This is a genomic window from Paraburkholderia steynii (assembly GCF_900100565.1).
In the GTDB taxonomy this organism is placed as follows: Bacteria; Pseudomonadota; Gammaproteobacteria; order Burkholderiales; family Burkholderiaceae; genus Paraburkholderia; species Paraburkholderia terrae.
This window is the reverse complement of record NZ_FNDI01000012.1, coordinates 49,449-69,251: the sequence shown is the minus strand read 5'-3', so window position 1 is coordinate 69,251 and position 19,803 is coordinate 49,449. Positions and strand designations below refer to the sequence as shown.

General features: G+C 64.4%; 16 protein-coding genes. 9 read left to right on the top strand and 7 right to left on the bottom strand.

Features of this window, described 5'->3' with window-relative positions:
- Window positions 1–15: 15 nt before the first annotated feature.
- Both BLT65_RS21805 and BLT65_RS21800 read right to left on the bottom strand, forming a co-directional pair.
- Window positions 16–1,107: a hypothetical protein gene (locus BLT65_RS21805; protein WP_091780816.1), complete on the bottom strand. Its 1,092-nt coding sequence runs from the start codon at window positions 1,105–1,107 to the stop codon at window positions 16–18.
- Window positions 1,108–1,326: 219 nt separating this feature from the next.
- Window positions 1,327–3,609, bottom strand: a complete 2,283-nt coding sequence (locus tag BLT65_RS21800) for a hybrid sensor histidine kinase/response regulator (protein WP_091780813.1) — start codon at window positions 3,607–3,609, stop codon at window positions 1,327–1,329.
- A gap of 724 nt (window positions 3,610–4,333) precedes the next feature.
- On the opposite strand from BLT65_RS21800, the gene BLT65_RS21795 reads away from it, so the two are divergent.
- The 3 genes from BLT65_RS21795 to BLT65_RS21785 are packed head-to-tail and all read left to right on the top strand — an operon-like array spanning window position 4,334 to window position 6,253.
- A complete protein-coding gene (locus BLT65_RS21795; RefSeq protein WP_042304392.1) occupies window positions 4,334–4,702 on the top strand; it encodes a response regulator in 369 nt (122 codons plus the stop codon).
- Window positions 4,695–5,318 carry a chemotaxis protein CheC gene (locus tag BLT65_RS21790; RefSeq protein WP_007582916.1) on the top strand — a complete coding sequence of 208 codons (624 nt, stop codon included), beginning with the start codon at window positions 4,695–4,697 and terminating at the stop codon, window positions 5,316–5,318. Before BLT65_RS21795 ends, BLT65_RS21790 begins: the two co-directional genes overlap by 8 nt.
- Window positions 5,315–6,253 (top strand): GGDEF domain-containing protein, encoded by a 939-nt coding sequence (locus tag BLT65_RS21785; RefSeq protein WP_091780810.1) that lies wholly within the window; start codon window positions 5,315–5,317, stop codon window positions 6,251–6,253. Before BLT65_RS21790 ends, BLT65_RS21785 begins: the two co-directional genes overlap by 4 nt.
- A gap of 56 nt (window positions 6,254–6,309) precedes the next feature.
- Here the strand turns inward: BLT65_RS21785 and BLT65_RS21780 are convergent, their stop codons facing one another.
- Window positions 6,310–6,732, bottom strand: coding sequence for a nuclear transport factor 2 family protein (locus BLT65_RS21780; RefSeq protein ID WP_091780807.1), 423 nt, complete (start codon window positions 6,730–6,732; stop codon window positions 6,310–6,312).
- A 523-nt stretch (window positions 6,733–7,255) separates the two neighbouring features.
- Between BLT65_RS21780 and hpnD the strand changes: the two genes are divergently transcribed.
- The 5 genes from hpnD to BLT65_RS21755 all read left to right on the top strand — a co-directional run bounded on the left by hpnD (window position 7,256) and on the right by BLT65_RS21755 (window position 12,770).
- Complete coding sequence (gene hpnD / locus BLT65_RS21775) at window positions 7,256–8,104, top strand: presqualene diphosphate synthase HpnD (protein ID WP_091780804.1); 849 nt, start codon at window positions 7,256–7,258, stop codon at window positions 8,102–8,104.
- On the top strand, window positions 8,104–9,399 hold the full coding sequence (gene hpnE / locus BLT65_RS21770; protein ID WP_091780801.1) for a hydroxysqualene dehydroxylase HpnE: 1,296 nt from the start codon (window positions 8,104–8,106) through the stop codon (window positions 9,397–9,399). The genes hpnD and hpnE overlap by 1 nt, the downstream gene beginning before the upstream one ends.
- Window positions 9,396–11,429 carry a squalene--hopene cyclase gene (shc, locus tag BLT65_RS21765; RefSeq protein WP_091780798.1) on the top strand — a complete coding sequence of 678 codons (2,034 nt, stop codon included), beginning with the start codon at window positions 9,396–9,398 and terminating at the stop codon, window positions 11,427–11,429. Before hpnE ends, shc begins: the two co-directional genes overlap by 4 nt.
- Window positions 11,429–12,142 carry a phosphorylase gene (locus BLT65_RS21760; protein ID WP_091780795.1) on the top strand — a complete coding sequence of 238 codons (714 nt, stop codon included), beginning with the start codon at window positions 11,429–11,431 and terminating at the stop codon, window positions 12,140–12,142. The genes shc and BLT65_RS21760 overlap by 1 nt, the downstream gene beginning before the upstream one ends.
- Window positions 12,143–12,287: 145 nt before the next feature.
- Window positions 12,288–12,770 carry an acyl-CoA thioesterase gene (locus BLT65_RS21755; RefSeq protein WP_091780793.1) on the top strand — a complete coding sequence of 161 codons (483 nt, stop codon included), beginning with the start codon at window positions 12,288–12,290 and terminating at the stop codon, window positions 12,768–12,770.
- 112 nt (window positions 12,771–12,882) lie between these two features.
- On the opposite strand, the gene BLT65_RS21750 is transcribed toward BLT65_RS21755, so the two are convergent.
- Both BLT65_RS21750 and hpnN read right to left on the bottom strand, forming a co-directional pair.
- Window positions 12,883–13,845 carry an MlaA family lipoprotein gene (locus BLT65_RS21750; RefSeq protein ID WP_091780790.1) on the bottom strand — a complete coding sequence of 321 codons (963 nt, stop codon included), beginning with the start codon at window positions 13,843–13,845 and terminating at the stop codon, window positions 12,883–12,885.
- Window positions 13,846–13,855: 10 nt separating this feature from the next.
- Window positions 13,856–16,468, bottom strand: a complete 2,613-nt coding sequence (gene hpnN / locus BLT65_RS21745) for a hopanoid transporter HpnN (RefSeq protein ID WP_091780787.1) — start codon at window positions 16,466–16,468, stop codon at window positions 13,856–13,858.
- Between the two features lie 191 nt (window positions 16,469–16,659).
- Between hpnN and BLT65_RS21740 the strand changes: the two genes are divergently transcribed.
- Window positions 16,660–17,265, top strand: coding sequence for an MlaC/ttg2D family ABC transporter substrate-binding protein (locus BLT65_RS21740; protein WP_007582935.1), 606 nt, complete (start codon window positions 16,660–16,662; stop codon window positions 17,263–17,265).
- 108 nt (window positions 17,266–17,373) lie between these two features.
- Here the strand turns inward: BLT65_RS21740 and hpnH are convergent, their stop codons facing one another.
- Together hpnH and ispH are read right to left on the bottom strand one after the other, a co-directional pair.
- Window positions 17,374–18,531 carry an adenosyl-hopene transferase HpnH gene (gene hpnH, locus BLT65_RS21735; RefSeq protein WP_091780784.1) on the bottom strand — a complete coding sequence of 386 codons (1,158 nt, stop codon included), beginning with the start codon at window positions 18,529–18,531 and terminating at the stop codon, window positions 17,374–17,376.
- Window positions 18,532–18,541: 10 nt separating this feature from the next.
- Complete coding sequence (gene ispH, locus BLT65_RS21730) at window positions 18,542–19,486, bottom strand: 4-hydroxy-3-methylbut-2-enyl diphosphate reductase (protein WP_042304381.1); 945 nt, start codon at window positions 19,484–19,486, stop codon at window positions 18,542–18,544.
- Window positions 19,487–19,803: the final 317 nt, after the last annotated feature.

Sequence of the window (19,803 nt, the reverse complement as noted above, 5' to 3'; positions counted from 1 at the left end):
GTCGAAGCACGACGACTAGTGATGGTGATGCCCCGTCACGCGATCCCACCCATGCTGCACGGCGGACTTGAAACGCTCCCAGCTACCGACAGCCTTGTCGCGCTCCCAATCCTCCCGCACTTCCGGTTCGACCTCGTCCCACGATTTGTCCTGATAGCGGATTTCGCGGGCCATCGTCGCGCCGTAGTGATAGGCCGGAACGTACTCGTCATAGCGCAATCCTTCGTGCGCGTATTCCGCGTCATAGTGGGTGCGGAAATCCTCTTCGTATTCGAGATATTCATCCGGCACCTGTTGGGGCATCGCTCGCGCGGGCGCGGCGGTGTCGGGCGTCATCACGGCGCCTGAGCCGGCGATGCCTGCTGACGCAATCGCCGCGGCCGCGGGCGTATCGCCCTGAGGCGCGGCCGGCCGGCTGGCGGATGTGGGCACACCGTAGTCGGGATACTGGGCCGCCTCGCCGGGAAGCGCCGTCGAGGGTTCCGGCGGCGGTACATCTGGCCGCATCACCGCTCCGGCGCCCGGTGCGGCTGCGGCGGCAAGCGCCTGCGCCGACGGTTCGTCGACGGGCGGCACGCCGTGCAGCGCATCCATGCGCGCACGGTTGCGCGCTTCTTCCTCAGCGAGTAACGCCGCGCTCGACGACTGCGCCGCCGTCGTCGGCGTGACGGCCGCTTTGCCAATCCCCCCAATACCCAACTCGTCGAGCACCGAGTGCTCGCGTCTCGTCTCCGCCGCGGGCATCGCGGCATCGGGCACCCGCTCGCTCACTTCGATCGCTCCAAGCTTGCTCAGCGAACTCCGCGCAAGTTCCGCATGCGACTCGCTCGCGGCGTTGACAGCTACGAGTACAGCGCCGCGTCGAACCGCGTCCGTGTAGCGCTCGGCTTCAGGAGCGGTCGGGCCGGAGGTCGAGAACAGGCTCGACAGGAATCGTTCGATATTGGCGATCACGCCGGGAGACTCCTCGGCGGCTGCGTCGGCGGGCGTTTCGGGGTGCGCCTGCAGATTGATGTCGGTGGACGCGAAGCCGGTCTGCACAAGCATGTTGCGCGCGCTTTCAGCCTGCGCGTAGGTGGCGAAAAGACCAATCACGGTGTGTCGCATGTCTGTCTCCGTCGGCTTTATGGGTGGATGCGGCAGTGCATCACTGCATCCTCTGTGACGGTATACGCGCAACCTTCATGCCGGGCTTCGCGAGCGCGGGTCGACGGGAACTGTCGGAAGAGACAGGCGACAGCGGGAAGCCGTCGCCCACGGCAAGCGCGCCCGTCGCATGGCGCGCTTTTTACAAATATAGTCGGTAATCCCCGGCAAAACGGCCGCTCAACTGGCGGGGTGAGTCGGCGTATGCGCGAGATCGCGCTGCAGCGTCTGCAGGAATTTATCGAGCAGCGCGATATCGAACGGCTTCGACAGCACGCGCACATCGACATGACGCGCGCGCTCCAACTCTTCCGCATAGCCGGTGACGAGAATCACCGGGAGCTTCGTCTCGAAAGCCTGCACGCGTTCCGCGAGATCGATGCCGTTCAGCGTGCCGGGCATATGGATGTCGGAAATCACCAGGTCGAAGGGCAAGGGCTCGCCCGTCTCCTTTTGCCTCGCGTGCGCGGCGTCGAAGCGTTCCATCGCCGCGTCGGCGTTGAACACGCAGGTGACGTCGTGGCCCATCATCTGCAGCAACGCTTCCGTGCCCGCCGCGACTTCGTCGTTGTCCTCGACGAGCAGAATGCGCAGGCCATGTGGCGCGCCCGCCTCTTCCGCGATGGGCTCGGCAGGCCGCTCGACTTCGGGCGCCTGCGTCGCGCGCGGCAGATAGAGCCGCACCGACGTGCCCGCGCCGATCGCGCTGTCGATCGCGGCCAGCCCGCCCGAGCGCTCGCAGAACGCAAACACCTGAGGCAGGCCGAGCCCTGTGCCCATGCCCTTCGGCTTGGTCGTGAAAAGCGGCTCGAACGCGCGCGATAGTATCTCCGGCGGCATCCCGACGCCCGTATCTTCCAGCGACAACTGCACGAACGCGCCCGTGATCGGAAAGCCGTCTTCGTGACGGAAGGTCACGTTGTTCGCGCGCACCGTGAAGCGTCCGCCGTTCGGCATCGCATCGCGGGCATTGACGGCGACGTTGATCAGCGCAAGTTCGAGTTCCGCGACGTCGACCTGCATCGGCCACACGCCCGTGCCGACATCCATCACCAGCGCGACCTTCGCGCCGAGCGAAGCGCGCAGCAGATCGCGGCAGCCCGGCAGCCAGCGTTCGACGTCGAGCGTCTCGTTGCGCAAGGGCTGCTTGCGCGCCACGCCGAGCAATTGCCGCGTGAGCGACTGGCCGCTCTTGAGCGCGCGCTCGACGGCGGACAGCTCGCGGTCGAACGCCGCCGCGCCGCGCCGCCGCACGATCTGCACATTGGCCGAGACGATCATCAGCAGGTTGTTGAAGTCGTGCGCGACGCTGCCGACCAGATTGCCGAGCGCTTCCATCTTGCGCGACTGCCGGTAGGCCGATTCGATCGAGCGACGCATCGACGCTTCCGCCTGCCAGCGCTCCCACGCTTCCTCTTCTGCGCCGAGGCGCCTGAGCGACAGCCAGATCACGCACCACAGCACGATGGACGGCACGAACGTCGACAGGATGAGCACGCTCAGATGGCGATACCACGCGGCCCAGATCGCGGACGTCCGATAGCCGACCGTCACATACACGGGATACGAGCCGACGCGGCGAAACGCGACGATCAACTTTTCGCCATCGAGCGGCGAGCGCACCCGCACGACGCCCGCGCGCCGTCCTTCGGCGAGCGCGTCGGTGTACTCGTTGTGGCGTATGGGCTCTTCAGCCTTCAAAGGCATGCCGACGGGATAGCGCGCGAGCACGGCGGCGTCGGAGCGTGTCAGCGCCATGGTCATCGGCGAGTCGTTGCCGCCCAGCAGTTCTCGATAGAACGCAGCGAAGTAGCTGGGCCGCAGCGCCACCGACACCACGCCCGCGAACCCGCCGTCCTCGCCGCGCCGCGCGACGCCCGTGTTGAACACGATCTCGCCCGCGACATGCCCGACCATCACCTTCGAGACATGCTCTAGCACCTGACCGTCGCGAATGCCGACGAAATCTTCGCGATGATCGATCGACACGGCCGGCGCCGGATAGAAACGGCTGCTGGCGAGCAGCGTGCCGTCATGCCCGAAGATCGAAACAGCCGCGACCTGCGGATAGCCGCCGCCCATCGTCTGCAGCTTTTCGTGGATCGCGGCTTCGCCTTCGCGTATGCCGTCGTCGTCCAGTCCTTGCACCAGATCGACGACGCGCGCGTCGAGCGCCTCGTTCATATCGAACACTTTCAGCGCGTGCTCTTCGGCGACGCGCACGGTGCGCAGAGTGAGATCGGTGGCGTCGGCCTCGCGCGTGCGCAGGTCGCTGAACGCCATCGCCGCGACGAACACGCACGGCAGCACGACGGCCGCCACCAGCAGCGCGATCAGCGTCATGCGGCGGACGGCAAAGTTCTGCTCGGGTACGGCGGGAAAAAGCGCTTCGTCGGGTCGCGTGCCGGTGACACGTTCGTCCGGGGTGTTCGCGTCGGCGGAATCGGGCCGGTCAGCAGTCATGGCGCAAGCCGCGCGCGCGGCCGGTTGAAAGAGTGTGTGTTCTCATCATAGGTTTAGTGGACCATCCGCTCGCGTGCAATGCAACCAGGCGGACGCCGCGGCCGCGCCCATGCGGGCTGGACGCTTTAGTCATACGAGTTCGTGAATCAGCGACGAATCCGGAAGCGCAAACGTACACAAAAGTATAAAGATGATCTTTTATCTGACGAATGCTTACGTTTCGACTCGAATCTGACTCAAACGAGTTAAATTCGTTCGACGAATGCATTCTGGCGAGTTGCCTTTCCGCCAATTTGCTTCGAAAATTGCGGCAAGATAAATAATTAGCCCGCCATGATCGGGCGAATTTCGCGCGAGGGACCGGGCATTGCATGCCATGCAAGACTGGGCAGACCCTCGCGTAGACCAGCGGCGCACCACGGAGCCATGAACGCCGTCTTGCCGCCGCAGCACTATCTACGGGGTAGGCTTCGAAAATGCCGGTCATTGCCGTTGTCCATTGCGTGCATGCTGCAGCGGCCGCACGCCGCGCGCGCAGCACCTGCCACCGGGTGCGCCTGTCGCCGCGCCACGTGGGGTCAGCATCGCTCGTGCCGACCGTTCCGGGTTCCCGCTTCGTCGCTGCTGGAGAGGCCGCTTCGCGCGATTGCGCGAGCGGGCACTCAAGTTCGCCCATGCAGCGCCGTTAACACGCAAGAACCCACTCCGTTTCCAGCCCGCCGCCATGCCTTTGCCCATTGTGATCGCCGATGACTCGCTGCTTGCCCGCAAGGTGCTCACGAAAGCATTGCCGCAGGACTGGGACGTCGACATTACCTACGCGTCCAACGGACGCGAAGCGCTCGAGCATTATCGCAAGGGGCGCGCATCGGTGATGTTTCTTGACCTGACGATGCCCGACATGACGGGCTATCAGGTTCTGGAGGCCCTGCAGCACGAGGACCTGAATACCTTCGTGATCGTCGTGTCCGCCGATGTCCAGCCGATGGCAAGGGAACGCGTGCGCGCGCTCGGCGCGGTCGCATTCATCGCCAAGCCCGTGACTACCGAGGCGGTGCTTCCCATCCTCAAGGAGTACGGGTTGTATGTCTGAGCCAGTCCTCAACGAAGATCAGCGCGACGCGCTGCAAGAGGTCGCCAATCTGGCGATGGGCCAGGCCGCGACGCGCCTCGCTCTGCTGCTGGATGCGTTCATCGAACTGTCCGTGCCGCGCGTGCGCGTGGTCGCCGTGCGCGAGGCTGCGTCAGCGCTGCGCGAGATGACGGGGATCAACGAGCCCGTGAGCGCCGTGCGACAGGGATTCCGCTCGGACATCAAGGGCGAGGCGCTGGTGATCTGCCGCAGCGGCAGCATCGAGCAGCTGTGCTCGCTGGTGAGCGACCCGTACGCGAAGTCCGCATACGAGGCGACCACCCAGGAAGAGCTCGTGTTCGACGTCGCGAACATCCTGACGGGCGCGTGTGTGTCGTGCATTCTCGACCAGCTTGGGCGCATGCCCGTGTTCTCGCAGCCGGGCCTGCTCGGCTCGGCGATGTCGCTCGATGACGTGTTCCAGCCGAACGTGCTCGCCTGGGAAGTCGCGCTGCTGGTCGAAGTGAATTTCGCGTTAGAGGATCAGAGTTTCCGCGCCCACCTCGTGATGCTGATGGCGGAAGACTCGATCCGTCATCTCAGTTCCGCGCTGGACGCGCTGCTTTCCAGCATATGAATGGCCCGCTTCCCACGCTGAGCGATCTGGTCGTCGAACGGGTCGGCTTCGGCATTTTCGTGCTCGACCGTCAGATGAACGTGCTGATGTGGAATCGCTTCATGCACGATCACAGCGGCCTGTCGGCGCAACAGGTGGTCGGCAAGTCGATTTTTGCGAGCTTTCCGGAGCTGCCGCGCGTGTGGCTCACGCGCAAGCTCGAAAGCGTGTTCCAGCTCGGCAGCTTCGCGTTCAGTTCGTGGGAGCAGCGCCCCTATCTGTTCAAGTTCGATCACGACCGGCCGATCACGGGCGGCGTCGATTTCATGCAGCAGGACTGCACGTTCATGCCGATCATGCGCGATCGCGAGGTCGAGGCCGTTTGCGTGACGGTCTCCGACGTGACGCACGTGAGCATCATGCAGCGCGAGCGCGAAGAGGCCGTGGCGAAACTGCAGGAATACGCGGACCGCGATGGGCTGACGGGCATCGCGAACCGGCGTTACTTCGAAGCGCGTCTGCGCGACGAGTACACCCGCTGGCAGCGTTACGGCGGCGAACTGTCGATCCTGCTGTTCGATCTCGATCACTTCAAGAAGATCAACGACCAGTTCGGTCACGTGGTCGGCGATACCGTGCTGCGCGATATGGCGCAGCGCGTGTCGCATGTCGTGCGCGCGCAGGATACGTTCGGGCGCTTCGGCGGGGAGGAGTTTGCGCTGCTGCTGCCATGCACGCCGCTCGAAGACGCGATGCTGGTCGCGGAGAAAATCCGCAATACGATTGGCGACACGCCGGTTGACGTGCAAGGCGTCGATGTGCCCGTGACGGCGAGTGTCGGCGGCGCGTCCGCGCGGGCGGGCGTGCCTGCCTACGAGGCGCTCATCAACGAGGCGGATGCGGCGCTGTACAGCGCGAAGCGGCAGGGACGCAACCGGTCGGTTGCGTTTATCTGAACGGGTTTTGGCGTTTTTGCCGGCGAGCGGGTACACGCCCGCTGCGGCGAATCGATTTACTTGCGGCTCATCCACGAGCCCACGACGCGCCACTGGCCGTTGTGGCGTGCGAAGTCGTCCTTGAAGGCGAACACGGCTTGCTGGCCGTCCGGCGCCATGAAGCGGTTCTCTCCGATCACCACGGCCTGATCGCCGTCGACATGAACGTTCACGTACTGCAGCGTCTGCGTCGAACCTGACGGCGCCGGCGATGCGTTCAGCACGTCGCTTTTCGAGCGCGCCGTACCGGACGGCGTGATTTCGCGGTACGAGTCATCGAGCAGCAGTTTCAGCGTGTCGCGATCGTGATGCATGCTCGCCTGGACCCAGGCTTCTTCCATCTGGCGGATCACGGCTTCGTCGTTTTTGGTGGCGAAGGCCGGCGTCGCGAGTGCAAAAGCGGCGAGAACGGGAGCGATAAACAGCATATACAGTTTCATCTTTTTTCCTTGATACGATTTAAATCAATAATCCGATTCAATGAATTTGAAAGCGGCAAATTAAAAATGTAATCCGTGCTATTTTAAAATTGAGGCAAACGAGACTTTTATTGCGTGCAGTTAATTCAAATGGCTCAAAGGCATGCTGCGAGCGCCGTACGCGGTTATCTGGCAGCTGGCTTCGTTTCATTGTGGGATTAAATGTAGTCTGTATTTAAATCGAGGTATCTCGGATAACTCTTAAATTTGAGATAGCATTTCGAGATCCTTTGAATGTCTGTGCGCAGGCAAATCGGTATTTTTGTTGCCGTTACACTTCGTTCTTCGGCGAGGCATATCGGCGGTGCTCGCCGCTGCGGCTTCCGTCGTTCCTGCGTCCGCTATGAAAGGTTGGTATACTTTTGCCCGTTTTCCGGTCTTTTCGGCCGGCGTTTCGCGCGTGTCCGCGCGCGCGGGCGGCTTGCCCTGCGGGTAGGCATGACTTCTTGATCGCCCCTTCGGGGGTGTCTCAGCGGAGATCGTCTTGGCCGTTTCCAATCTCGTCGTGGACGACACACAAACTGACGCAGCTGCCGCCAGTTCAGGCAGCTCGTTTTATCTCGCGATGCGCATCTTGCCGCCTGCGCAGCGCGATGCGATGTACCAGGTCTACGCTTTCTGCCGCGCCGTCGACGACATCGCCGACAGCGACCTGCCGCGCGCCGAGCGCGACGCGGGCCTCGAGCGCTGGCGGGCGGACATCGACGCGTGCTATGCCGGCTCGCCGCGCGCGTCGCTGCTCGAGCTGACCCGGCACATCCACACGTTTCATCTGCAGCGCGAAGACTTCCACGCGATGATCGACGGCATGGCGATGGATGCCGCCGCCGACATCTGCGCGCCCGATGAAGCCACGCTCGACCTGTACTGCGACCGTGTCGCGAGCGCAGCGGGCCGGTTATCGGTGAGGATATTCGGGATGGAGGAGCAGCCGGGCATCGAGCTGTCGCACCATCTGGGCCGCGCGCTGCAACTGACGAACATCCTGCGCGACATCGACGAGGACGCGGAGATCAACCGCTGCTATCTGCCGTACGAGCTGCTGGCGCGCGAAGGCATCGCGGCGACGAATCCGCTCACGATCGCCGACGATCCGTCGCTGCCGCGCGTCTGCGCGACGCTCGCGGAGCGTGCGAAGCAGCACTTCGCCGCCGCCGACGCGATCATGGACGCGCAGCCGCGCGCCCAGGTCAAGGCGCCGCGCATCATGTCGGGCGTCTATCGCCTGCTGCTCGAGCGCACGCTGGAACGCGGCTTCGACATCCCGCGCACGAAAGTCAGCAAGCCGAAGCTGCGGATGCTGGCGATCGTGGCGCGCTACGCTTTCTTTTGATGCGAAAGCTGGTTCACGTGATCGGTGCTGGCCTGGCCGGTCTTGCCGCCGCCGTGCAACTGCAACGGCGCGGCGCGCAGGTCGTGCTGTACGAGGCGGCCGAACAGGCGGGCGGCCGCTGCCGCACGTACTACGACCGCGCGCTAGCCGCGACCATCGACAGCGGCAATCATCTGGTGCTGTCCGGCCAGCAGGCCACGTTGAACTACGTGCGCGCGATCGGTTCCGCCGACGAACTCGTCGGGCCGACGCAGCCCGAATACCCGTTCGTCGATCTGGCGACGAACCGGCGCTGGACCGTGCGCGTGTCGCCGGGACGGTTTCCGGCGTGGATTTTCGAGGCCGGTGCGCGCGTGCCGGATACGCAATGGACGGATTACCTGTCCGTCGTGCCGCTGCTGCTGGCGAAGCCCGGCCGCACCGTCGCGCAGTCGATGCGCAGCAACGGCCCGCTGTGGGACCGCATGCTGCATCCGCTCCTGCTGGCAATGACCAACATCGAGCCGCGTCAGGCGACGGCTGGACTGGTGGGCGCGGTGTTGCGCGACACGCTCGCGGCGGGTGGCCCTTCGAGCCGGCCGCTGATCGCGCGCAACGGGCTGGGGTCCGCGTTCGTCGAACCGGCGCTGCGGCTGTTGCAGCATGGCGGCGCGGCGATCCGGCTCGCCGCGCGGATCGACGCGTTGGAGTTTGCCGATACCAATAGCCCGGAAGGCCGCCGCGTTGCCGCGCTGCGTCTGGACGGCGGGGAACGCGTCGAAATCGGCGCGAGCGAAGCCGTCGTGCTGGCCGTGACGCCGGATGTCACGCAGGCGCTGGTGCCCGGCGTGCAGGCACCGCGCCGCTTTTCGGCCATCGTTACGGCGAATTTCGCGGTCGAGCCGCCGCTCGGCCATCCGCCGCTGATGGGGCTCGTCAATGCGAGCGCAAGCTGGCTGATTGCGTCGGATGGACGCCTGTCGGTGACCGTGTACGACGCGGCGAACCGTGCAGCGAACCTCGCCGACATGCCGCGCGACGAACTCGCGCGCAAGCTGTGGGCCGACGTCGCGCAAGTGACGGGCTTGTCGGCCGATCTGCCACTGAAGTGGCAACTGAGCGTCGAGCCGCGCGCGACTTTCGCCGCGCAACCCGACGACGAGATGCGCCGCCCGGCCACGCGCACTCGCTGGAACAACCTGATGCTTGCGGGCGACTGGACGGCAACCGGTCTGCCGCCGGGCATCGAAGGCGCGATCCGCTCCGGCCAGAAGGCCGCGGATACGCTATTGAACGAACCGATGGAACGCCGATGAACGATTTATCAATGACCCAGACGCTGGGCGACGCACTGCCTCAAACGCTGATCGACGACCACGCTCCCGTGGCCGCCGCGCTGGCGACAGGCGCCGCGCCCGTCGACGCGCTCGACGCAGCCGTTGCGCGCGCGACGGACGCCATCCTCGCCGCTCAGCAGGACGACGGCCACTGGGTCTACGAACTCGAAGCCGACGCGACGATTCCCGCGGAATATGTGCTGCTCGTCCACTACCTGGGCGAAACGCCCAACGTCGAGCTGGAACAGAAGATCGGGCGCTACCTGCGCCGCATCCAGCTGGCCGACGGTGGCTGGCCGCTCTTCACCGACGGTGCGATGGACGTCAGCGCGAGCGTGAAGGCGTACTTCGCGCTGAAGATGATCGGCGATTCCGTCGACGCCGAGCACATGGTCCGCGCACGCGAATGCATTCTCGCGCACGGCGGCGCGGAAGCGGCGAACGTGTTCACGCGTATCCTGCTCGCGCTGTTCGGCGTCGTGACGTGGTACGCGGTGCCGATGATGCCCGTCGAAATCATGCTGCTGCCCAAGTGGTTCCCGTTCCATCTGTCGAAGGTGTCGTACTGGGCCCGCACCGTGATCGTCCCGCTGCTGGTGCTGAACGCGAAGCGGCCTGTTGCGCGCAATCCGCGCGGCGTGCGCATCGACGAGCTGTTCCGCGGCGCCCCCGTCACGACGGGCCTGCTGCCGCGCTCGGGTCATCAGAGCAAGAGCTGGTTTGCGTTTTTCCGTGCTGTCGACGGCGTGCTGCGCGTGACGGACGGCCTGTTCCCGAAGCGCTCGCGCGAACGCGCGATCAAGGCGGCCGTCGATTTCGTCGATGAGCGCCTGAACGGCGAAGACGGTCTCGGCGCGATTTTCCCGGCGATGGCCAACTCCGTGATGATGTACGACGTGCTCGGCTATCCCGCCGATCACCCGAAGCGCGCGATCGCCCGTCAGTCGATCGACAAGCTGCTCGTCATCCACGAAGACGAAGCGTATTGCCAGCCGTGCCTGTCGCCCGTGTGGGACACGTCGCTCGCGGCACACGCGCTGCTCGAAACGGGCGACACGCGCGCCGAGGAAGCCGCCGAGCGTGGCCTCGCATGGCTGCGTCCGCTGCAGATTCTCGATGTGCGCGGCGACTGGATTTCGCGTCGTCCCGACGTGCGTCCGGGCGGCTGGGCGTTCCAGTACAACAACGCGCATTACCCTGACGTAGACGATACGGCTGTGGTCGCGCTGGCGATGCATCGCTCAGCGGCGCTGACGCAATCGGACGTCGACGCGAACGCGATTGCGCGCGCCCGCGAATGGGTGGTCGGCATGCAGAGCAGCGACGGCGGCTGGGGCGCGTTCGAGCCGGAAAACACGCAGTACTACCTGAACAACATCCCGTTCTCCGATCACGGCGCCTTGCTCGATCCGCCGACCGCCGACGTGTCCGGCCGCTGCCTGTCGATGCTCGCGCAACTCGGCGAAATGCCCGCAACGAGCGAGCCGGCGCGCCGCGCCTACGACTATCTGCTGAAAGAGCAGGAAGACGATGGCAGCTGGTACGGCCGCTGGGGCATGAACTACATCTACGGCACGTGGACGGCGCTGTGCGCGCTGAACGCTGCGGGCATCTCGCATGACGACGCGCGCGTCAAGCGCGCCGCGCAGTGGCTCGTGTCGATTCAGAACGCGGACGGCGGCTGGGGCGAAGACGGCACCAGCTACAAGCTCGACTATCGCGGCTACGAAAAGGCGGCCAGCATCCCGTCGCAGACGGCATGGGCGCTGCTCGGGCTGATGGCGGTCGGCTATGTCGACCATCCCGCCGTCGCGCGCGGCATCGAATACCTGAAGAGCGAGCAGCGCGATCACGGCCTGTGGGACGAAACGCGCTTCTCGGCAACCGGCTTCCCGCGCGTGTTCTATCTGCGCTACCACGGCTATCGAAAGTTCTTCCCGCTGTGGGCGCTCGCGCGTTATCGCAATCTGACGCGCACGGGCCAGAAGCGCGTCGCTTTCGGCCTGTGATGGCAGCCCGGCCTGATCTGATGAACGCCAAGCTGCCCGTCATCGCCGTGACGGGCATGGCGTTCGAAGCGCGTATCGCGCGTGGCAAGGGTGTCGAAGCGGTGTACGCGGCGCGCGCCGATCTGCTCGAACGCGCGCTGAACGAGGCGATCGCGCGCGGTTGCGCGGGCATCATCAGCTTCGGGACGGCAGGCGGACTGGCGCCCGATCTCGCGCCCGGCACCTTGATCGTCGCGAGCAGCGTGCATAGCCCGCTTGGCGTCGTCGAGACCGATCTGCGCTGGGCGGGACGCATCGCCACCGCGCTCGGCGCGGCGCCGCTGGCGTCGAAGCTGCGGCGCGGGCCGATCGCGGGCGTGACGGCGCCGCTGGTCGGCGCTGCCGACAAGGCGGCGCTGCACGCCTCGACAGGTGCGCTCGCCGTCGACATGGAATCTCACCTTGCGGGCGCGATCGCCGAGGCGAACGGCCTGCCGTTCGTCGTTTGCCGGGCGATCGTCGATCCGGCGTGGCGCACGCTGCCGTCCGCTGCGACGGCCGGTCTGCGCGACGACGGCACGACGGCCATCGGCCCCATCCTGCGCGAACTGGCGCGCGAGCCATCCCAACTCGGCGGACTGCTGCAAGTCGCCGCCGACGCCCGCGCGGCGCGCGCTTCCCTCGTCGCTGCTCGCCAGGTGCTGGAGCGCTCGGGTGCGCTCCTCGCCATTTAAGCCGGGCGCGCAGGCTACGCGGATAGCGAAATAGTGTGTTGGTCTTGAAGACCTAGGGAAAACCCTTATCTCTGATATAGTGCTAGGTGTTAACCCTAGGTCGCGCGAAGAAGCGCGACCACGCTATTTCCAAAGAGGGACCGCAATGAATTTCCACACACGCAAATGGGTCAAGCCCGAAGACCTGAACCCCAACGGCACGCTGTTCGGCGGCAGCCTGCTGCGCTGGATCGATGAAGAAGCCGCCATCTACGCAATCTGCCAGCTCGACAACCAGCGCGTCGTGACCAAGTTCATGTCGGAGATCAACTTCGTCAGCTCGGCGCGTCAGGGCGACATCATCGAACTGGGCATGAAGGCAACCCACTTCGGCACGACGTCGATCACGCTGCGCGCGGAAGTGCGCAACAAGATCACGCGCAAGAGCATTCTGACCGTCGAAAAGATGGTGTTCGTCAATCTGGACGCGAACGGCAATCCGGCGCCGCACGGCCGCACGAAGATCCGTTATTCGGATGAAGCGTTCGAGCGATACAGCGAGAGCCTGCGTGCGATGCAGCAGCAGCCGGCCGTGCTGGCTTCGGAAAGCACGGAAGACGTCGATCAGGAAGCGGACGCTGCGCATTGACGCACGTGGAACGGCGGCGCAGGCGGCCGTGAGAAGCGCCCCGTTAAGCAAAAGCCCCGGCTGGTCGGATGACCAGCCGGGGCTTTGTCTTTGGTGCGCCGGTATCGACGTTTTACTGCGAAGCGGGAGCGGGCGCTCCGGTAGCAGGCGCACCCGACGGCGCGGCGCCTTCACCCGGATCCTCGTACTTCGGCACGCTGTCGTCGTTGGTCTTCGGGGCCTTCGCACCGCCCGCGCCCGACGCGCCATCCGCTGGCGCGGCCTGGCCCGGTTCGGCGTTCGGCACAGCAAGCGGCGCCGCGCCCGGCACGGTGGTCGGCGCCGTGCCCGATGCACCCGAAGGCGCCTGCGCGCCCGAATCGTCGTCGTCGCCGTAGTCCGGCAGCGCCGAAGCCGGTGCGTTCGCGCCGCGCAGCAACGATTTGCGTTGCTGCGTATAGGCGTCGCGAACGAACGAGTATTTGTCGAGGGCCGCCTGTTCCAGCAACGTCGTCGCGCCGAGCAGATCCGAACGCACGCTGACGAACTGTACGAAGAACAGCGGATACTTGTACTCCCAGCCCATGTAAGTGATCGGATTGGCGCGGAAATCGACCAGATAGCCGAGACCGTCGCGGAACGAACTCGGGCCGAACAGCGGCAGCACCAGATACGGACCCGACGGAACGCCCCAGCGACCGAGCGTCAGACCGAAGTCCTCCTTGTGCTTCGGCAGGCCAGCGGGCGTCGCGAAGTCGATCAGGCCGCCAATACCGAACGTCGAATTCATCGCGAAACGCATCAGGCTTTCGGTGGCGTCCTTGATGTGCAGTTGAAGCAGGCTGTTGGCGAAGTTGTCGAGATCGCCGAGGTTCGAGAAGAAGTTGCTGATTGCCTGACGCAACGGCTGCGGCGTGACCTTCTGATAGCCCTTCGCAATCGGCACGGCGACCGTGCGGTCGATTGCGTCGTTGAAGTTGAAAATCGCGCGGTTCATCGGCTCGAGCGGATCCCCGGGTTTCCGGTCGGGCCCCGTTGCACACCCCGTTGCAAGACTCGCGGCGGCCAATGCCAGCGCGGCTGTACGCATCTTCATGCGGCTATCCTTATTGTTTCTTCGATGCGCGTCGAACGCGCGGTTTGCCCATCAATACCGGTTGAAATACCACAGCGCCAATCAGCGTGCAGACGAGGGACAGCGCCAGCAGGCGCCCCATGCTCGACGTGCCCGGATGGTGCGACAGCCACAGGCTGCCGAACGCCGTAGCGGTGGTCGCCGCGCTGAACAGCACGGCGTGCGTGAGGCTGGATTGCAGCAGTCCCGTTTGCCCTCTGCGCCACGCCATCACGAAATAGATCTTGAACGCGACGCCCACGCCGAGCATCAGCGGCAAGGCGATGATATTCGCGAAATTAAGCGGCATGTTGAAGACGACGCACAACTCCAGCGTGACGACGGCCGACACCAGCAGCGGCACGAGCGTGCGTAGCACGTCGCCGAAACGGCGCAGCGTGAGCCAGAGCAGGGCGCTGATCGACAGGATGGCCCACGCGCCCGCCTGCACGAACGACTTGATGATCACGTTCGCCGAATGGAGGATCGAGATCGGGCCGCCGATCGCGCCCGGTTCCGCCGCCTTCACGGCACGCGCGAAATTGCGCAGCATCACGTCGTCGCCGGGATCGGTGCCGGGCGGCACTTTCGGTGAAATCTCGACGAGCGCCTGACCTGTCTTCGATACCCAACTGTCGGCGATGTCCTTCGGCACGTTTTCGCGGGTGATTTCCGACGGTTGCAGCAGGGTTGCCAGCTGCTTCAAGGAAATCTTCAGCGGTACCGACATCGCGCGCTCGGCGCGGTCGCGCGTCGAGACGTCCGCGCTCGCGAGCTTGGCCAGCGTGTCGGACAAATGCTTGGCTTCGGCGGCGCCGGGGCCGGGGTGGTCGTCGGCGGCGAGCGACAGCTGGGCCGACGTGCGCTTCAGCGCGGCGACGCGCACGGCGTCGGTGGCGGGCGGCGCGGGCGTCTGCGTGAGCGCGGGCAGCAGTTGCTGCGCCGCGGCGGCAATCAGCGCGAGCTTCTGCGGCTGGTCGGCGGGTATGAAGGTGGAGAGGGTCGTCGTGCGGCCCACTTCTGGCAGCTTCGACAGACGCGCCGCGATTCGGTCCGCGTCCGCCAGCGACGGCGCCAGCGCCCGCACGTTGTTGACGGCCGCTTCGGGTGCGTCGTTCAGCGAGATCAGCGTCGCCATCGACTCCGTGTTCGGGTCCTTCAGATGTAGCGGATTGAAGTCGAACCGCAGATGCAACAACAACGGCGACGCGCCGATGATCAGCACCGCCGTCGCGATCAGCACAGGCGTGCGATTGCGGTCGAGGAAGTCGTCGACGGGGGCGAGGAACGTGAAGCCTGGCGATTCGGGTTCGCCCGCCGGATTGAAGATCTTGATGAGCGCGGGCAGCAGCGTCATGTTGGTCAGATACGCGACGAACATGCCGACGCCCGCGATCTTGCCCAGCTCCGAGACGCCGCGATACGCGGTCGGCAGGAACGAGAAGAAGCTCTCGGCGACCGCCACGGCGGCGAGCGTCAACGGCACGCCGATGCTGTATGCCGTGTGGATCAGCGCGGCGGCGAGCCGGTCGTCGCGATTGCGCTCTTCGCGGTACTTCACGCCGAACTGCACGCCGAAGTCGACGCCGAGCCCGACGAACAGCACCATGAACGCGACGGAAATCATGTTCAGCGCATCGACCATCATCAGGCCGAGCGCCGCCGTGATGACGAGACCGACGAACAGCGTGATGAACACCGCGACGATCAGGCGCCCGGAGCGCAGCGCGAGCCACAGGATGCCGAGCACGACGAAGAACGTGATGATGCCGTTGATCTCCGCGCCATCTTGCACCGACGCGAATTCATCGTCGGCGAGCGGCTGTTCGCCCGTCAGACGGATGCGCGCGCCGTATTGCGAATCGAGATCGAGCGATGCCGCCGTCTTGCGGACCTCTTCCGACGCCCGTGCGCCCGCCTGCAGCGCCGCATAGTCCAGCTTCGGCTGCACGACGACGAACGCGCGCGCCGGCACCTTCGCGGCATCCTTGTCGACGAGCGCGCGCCACGAGAAGACGGCGGGCTCGTTGGCCAGAACGTGATCGATCACGGTCGCGCTGCGCGACAGGAGGTTGCTCATGTCGCCGAGCTTTACCTGGCCGATCTGCAGCGGCAGCAGCAGCGTCGTGTTCAGCGTGCCGGCGAGGCCCGTCAGACTCGGATCATGCGCAAGCGAGTTGATGAGCGGGCGCGCCTTGACCAGTTGCGAGGTGGTGGATTGCACGTCGGCGAGCGACGGGAACAGCAAGCCTTCCTTCTCGAAGAACGGCCCGCTGCCCGGCTGCATGACGGAACTGAATTCCTTGGTGTTCTTTTGCAGTTCGGTGGCCAGCGTGTTCGCGGCGGCATCCGCGTATTCGGGCGCGCCGGCCTCGACGACGACCAGCAGGGTCTGCCCGCGATCAGGGAAGGCCTTGTCGATTTGCTGTTCGAGCGCCGTCCATTTCGCATCGTTCTCGACGAGACGACTGATGTCGGTATTGATCTTGAAGTGATGAACGACGTAAACGACGCTCAGCACGGCGAGCACGAGCGACAGCCCGACGACCTGCAGCGGACGGCGCACCGACCAGACAACGAGACGAACGATAGATGACTTCAGCATGTACGCGAGCGGGGCCTTGTCACGATTGGCGTTATTGGTAAAGGGCACAAGTATACCGACGCTGCCGCTGCACGGTCGCCTTAGTGAACCCTGTGCAGCCTGTCAAAGTCTTAAGTCTGTATACTGGCCCGTAATCGCGCCGGATGCGGCCGGTCCCGCGCGAGTTCATTCCTAACTGTCCCGATGAGCGTATGAAACGTTATCTCTCTGCTTTTCTGGCAGCCGCCGTGGTGTCCACCGCGGCTTTCGCACAAAGCGCGCCTGATGCGATCGTGAAGAGCGCAGTCGAAGGCACCGTCAATGCGATGAAGGCCGACCCGCAGGCGCGCGGCGGCGACATGAAGAAGATCACGCAGGTGGTCGAGTCGCACTTCGTGCCCGCCACGAACTTCCAGCGCACGACGCGCATCGCCGTCGGCAAGGCTTGGGCCACGGCCACGCCGGAGCAGCAAAAACAACTGTATGAGCAATTCACGAAGCTGCTCGTCGGCACCTATGCGGCATCGCTGTCGCAACTGCGCGATCAGGACGTGAAATTCAAATTCGCCCCGTCCACGGCATCCGCCGACGCGAAAGACACCGTCGTCCAGTCGCACGTGCTGAGCAACGGCGGCGACGACTCAATCGACTATCGCCTGGAAAAAACGGCGAACGGCTGGAAGATTTACGACATCAACATGATGGGCGCGTGGCTGATTCAGGTGTATCAGACGCAGTTCCAGGATCAGCTGAACAAGGGCGGCGTGGACGGTTTGATCAAGTTCCTCACCGAGCACAACGCGCGCAGCGCGGGCTGATCACCAGCACTGGTAACGCCGCTTCGTTCGATCGACCAGCGGCGGCACAAAACAAAAGAGCGCAACGGCAAAACCGTTGCGCTCTTTTTCATGCTGCGTCGATACGTCTTAATTCAACGCGGCTGCCGACGTCTGCACCTTCTTGCCCGTGCCTGCGCGCTTGATGTCTTCGAGCTTGATCTCGACGTGACGCGAGAACACGTATTCGGCGGGACGCGCCTTGTCGAGCGGGATGTCCTTGACGAACGCGCCCGTCGTGCGCGCACCCTTCAGGCTGACCTTCAGCGCCTTCAGCGGATGCGCGACCGTGTCCATCACGGCCGTCGCTTCGAAGCCGCAGTGGACCATGCAGTCCGCGCATTTCTCATACTTGCCGGTGCCGTACTTGTCCCATTCGGTGGTCTCCATCAGTTCCTTGAAGGTCTTCACGTAACCTTCGCCGACCAGATAGCACGGCTTCTGCCAGCCGAACACCGTGCGCGCCGGGTTGCCCCACGGCGTGCATTCGTAGCTCTGATTACCGGCCAGGAAGTCGAGAAACAGGCTCGACTGGCTGAACGACCACTTCTTGCCGTTGTCGCCGCGCTTGAAGATTTCGCGGAACAGGTTCTTGGTCTTGTCGCGGTTCAGGAAGTGCTGCTGGTCCGGGGCACGCTCATACGCATAGCCGGGCGACACCGTGATGCCGTCCACACCAATCTCGCCGACCGTGTCGAAGAACTTCGCCACGCGCTCGGGCACGGCATCGTTGAACAGCGTGCAGTTGATGTTCACGCGGAAGCCGCGGCGCTTGGCTTCCTTGATGGCCGCGACGGCCTTGTCGTACACGCCTTCCTGCGAGACCGAGTGATCGTGCGCTTCGCGGTCGCCGTCGAGGTGTACCGACCAGACGAAGTACGGGTTCGGCTCGTAATCGTCCATCTTCTTTTCCATCAGCAGCGCGTTCGTACACAGGTACACGAACTTCTTGCGTGCCATGATGCCCTTGACGATCTGCGGCATTTCCTTGTGCAGCAGCGGCTCGCCGCCTGCGATCGACACCACGGGCGCGCCGCACTCGTCGACGGCTTCGAGGCACTCCGCCAGCGACAGACGCTGGTTCAGGATGGGATCGGGATAATCGATCTTGCCGCAGCCGTTACAGGCCAGATTGCAGCGGAACAGCGGCTCGAGCATCAGCGCGAGCGGGTAGCGTTTGTTGCCCTTGAGGTGGTTGCGCATGATGTAGGCGCCAACCCGGACTTTTTGTAGCATCGGAATAGACAAATTGTCCTCCTTAAACTTCGCGTGCAGCGAGTTGTTGCGTCAGCTTCGACGGCAACTTGAATTCAACTTTTTCTTCACGTCCCGCCATCGTCGTAACGTCGACGGGGCCCAGTGCGCGTAGCGCATCGATTACGTTCTCGACCATTTCTTCCGGTGCCGAAGCGCCTGCCGTGATGCCAACCGTTTTCACGTTGGCGAACCACTCCGGCTTCACTTCGGAACCGTCGGCGACCAGAAAGCTCGGTACGCCCGTTTCGCTGCCGATCTCGCGCAGGCGATTCGAGTTCGAGCTGTTCGTGGCGCCCACTACCAGCAGCACGTCGACCTGCGTGCTGAGCTCGCGCACGGCCGCCTGGCGGTTTTGCGTCGCGTAGCAGATGTCGCGCGTGTCCGGACCGACGATGTCGGGGAAACGGCGCTTCAGCGCGTCGATGATGCCGCGCGTGTCGTCCACCGACAGCGTGGTCTGCGTGACATAGGCGAGCGGCGTGTCGACAGGCAGTTCCAGCTTTGCGACTTCCGCTTCGCTTTGCACGAGCAGCACCTTGCCCGGAATCTGGCCGATCGTGCCTTCGACTTCCGGATGGCCCGCGTGCCCGATCAGGATCAGCGTGCGGCCCCCGCCCACGTACTGACGGCCTTGCACATGAACCTTCGTCACCAGCGGGCAGGTGGCATCGAGCACGTCGAGGCCGCGCTGCTCCGCGTCGCGTTCGACGCTTTGCGCTACACCGTGGGCACTGAAAATGGCAACTGCGCCCTGCGGCACTTCATCGAGTTCCTCGACGAAGCGCGCGCCTTTCCGGCGAAGGTTATCGACCACGTGCCTGTTGTGGACGATTTCATGACGCACGTAAACAGGTGCGCCATGTTGCTGCAAAGCGCGATCGACAATTTCGATCGCCCTCACGACTCCCGCGCAAAAGCCGCGGGGTTGGGCAAGGATGACTCGCATAAGCTGGCGAACTCCGACTGACGCGGGATTCCGGGCAGATCGGTAAAAACGACCTGTTCGCCGCGTCTGTATATTAGTTGATGTCTTAAATCCGACGGAAGTCGATACTCGAGACCAAACGCGCATTCTAACGCTATCGCTGTCTGTTTGCTTTTCAGGCGTCCCGCACTGTGGCGTTTGCGCGGCGCCCGGCGTGGCAAAAATGACTCGCTGCGCCTGTTGACGGGAACCCTTAAACTATCGGGCTTTGTTGCGCCGACGCATCGCCTGCGGTCTCCGGCATGCATCAATGGAATTTTCTGCGGCGTCTTTCGTCG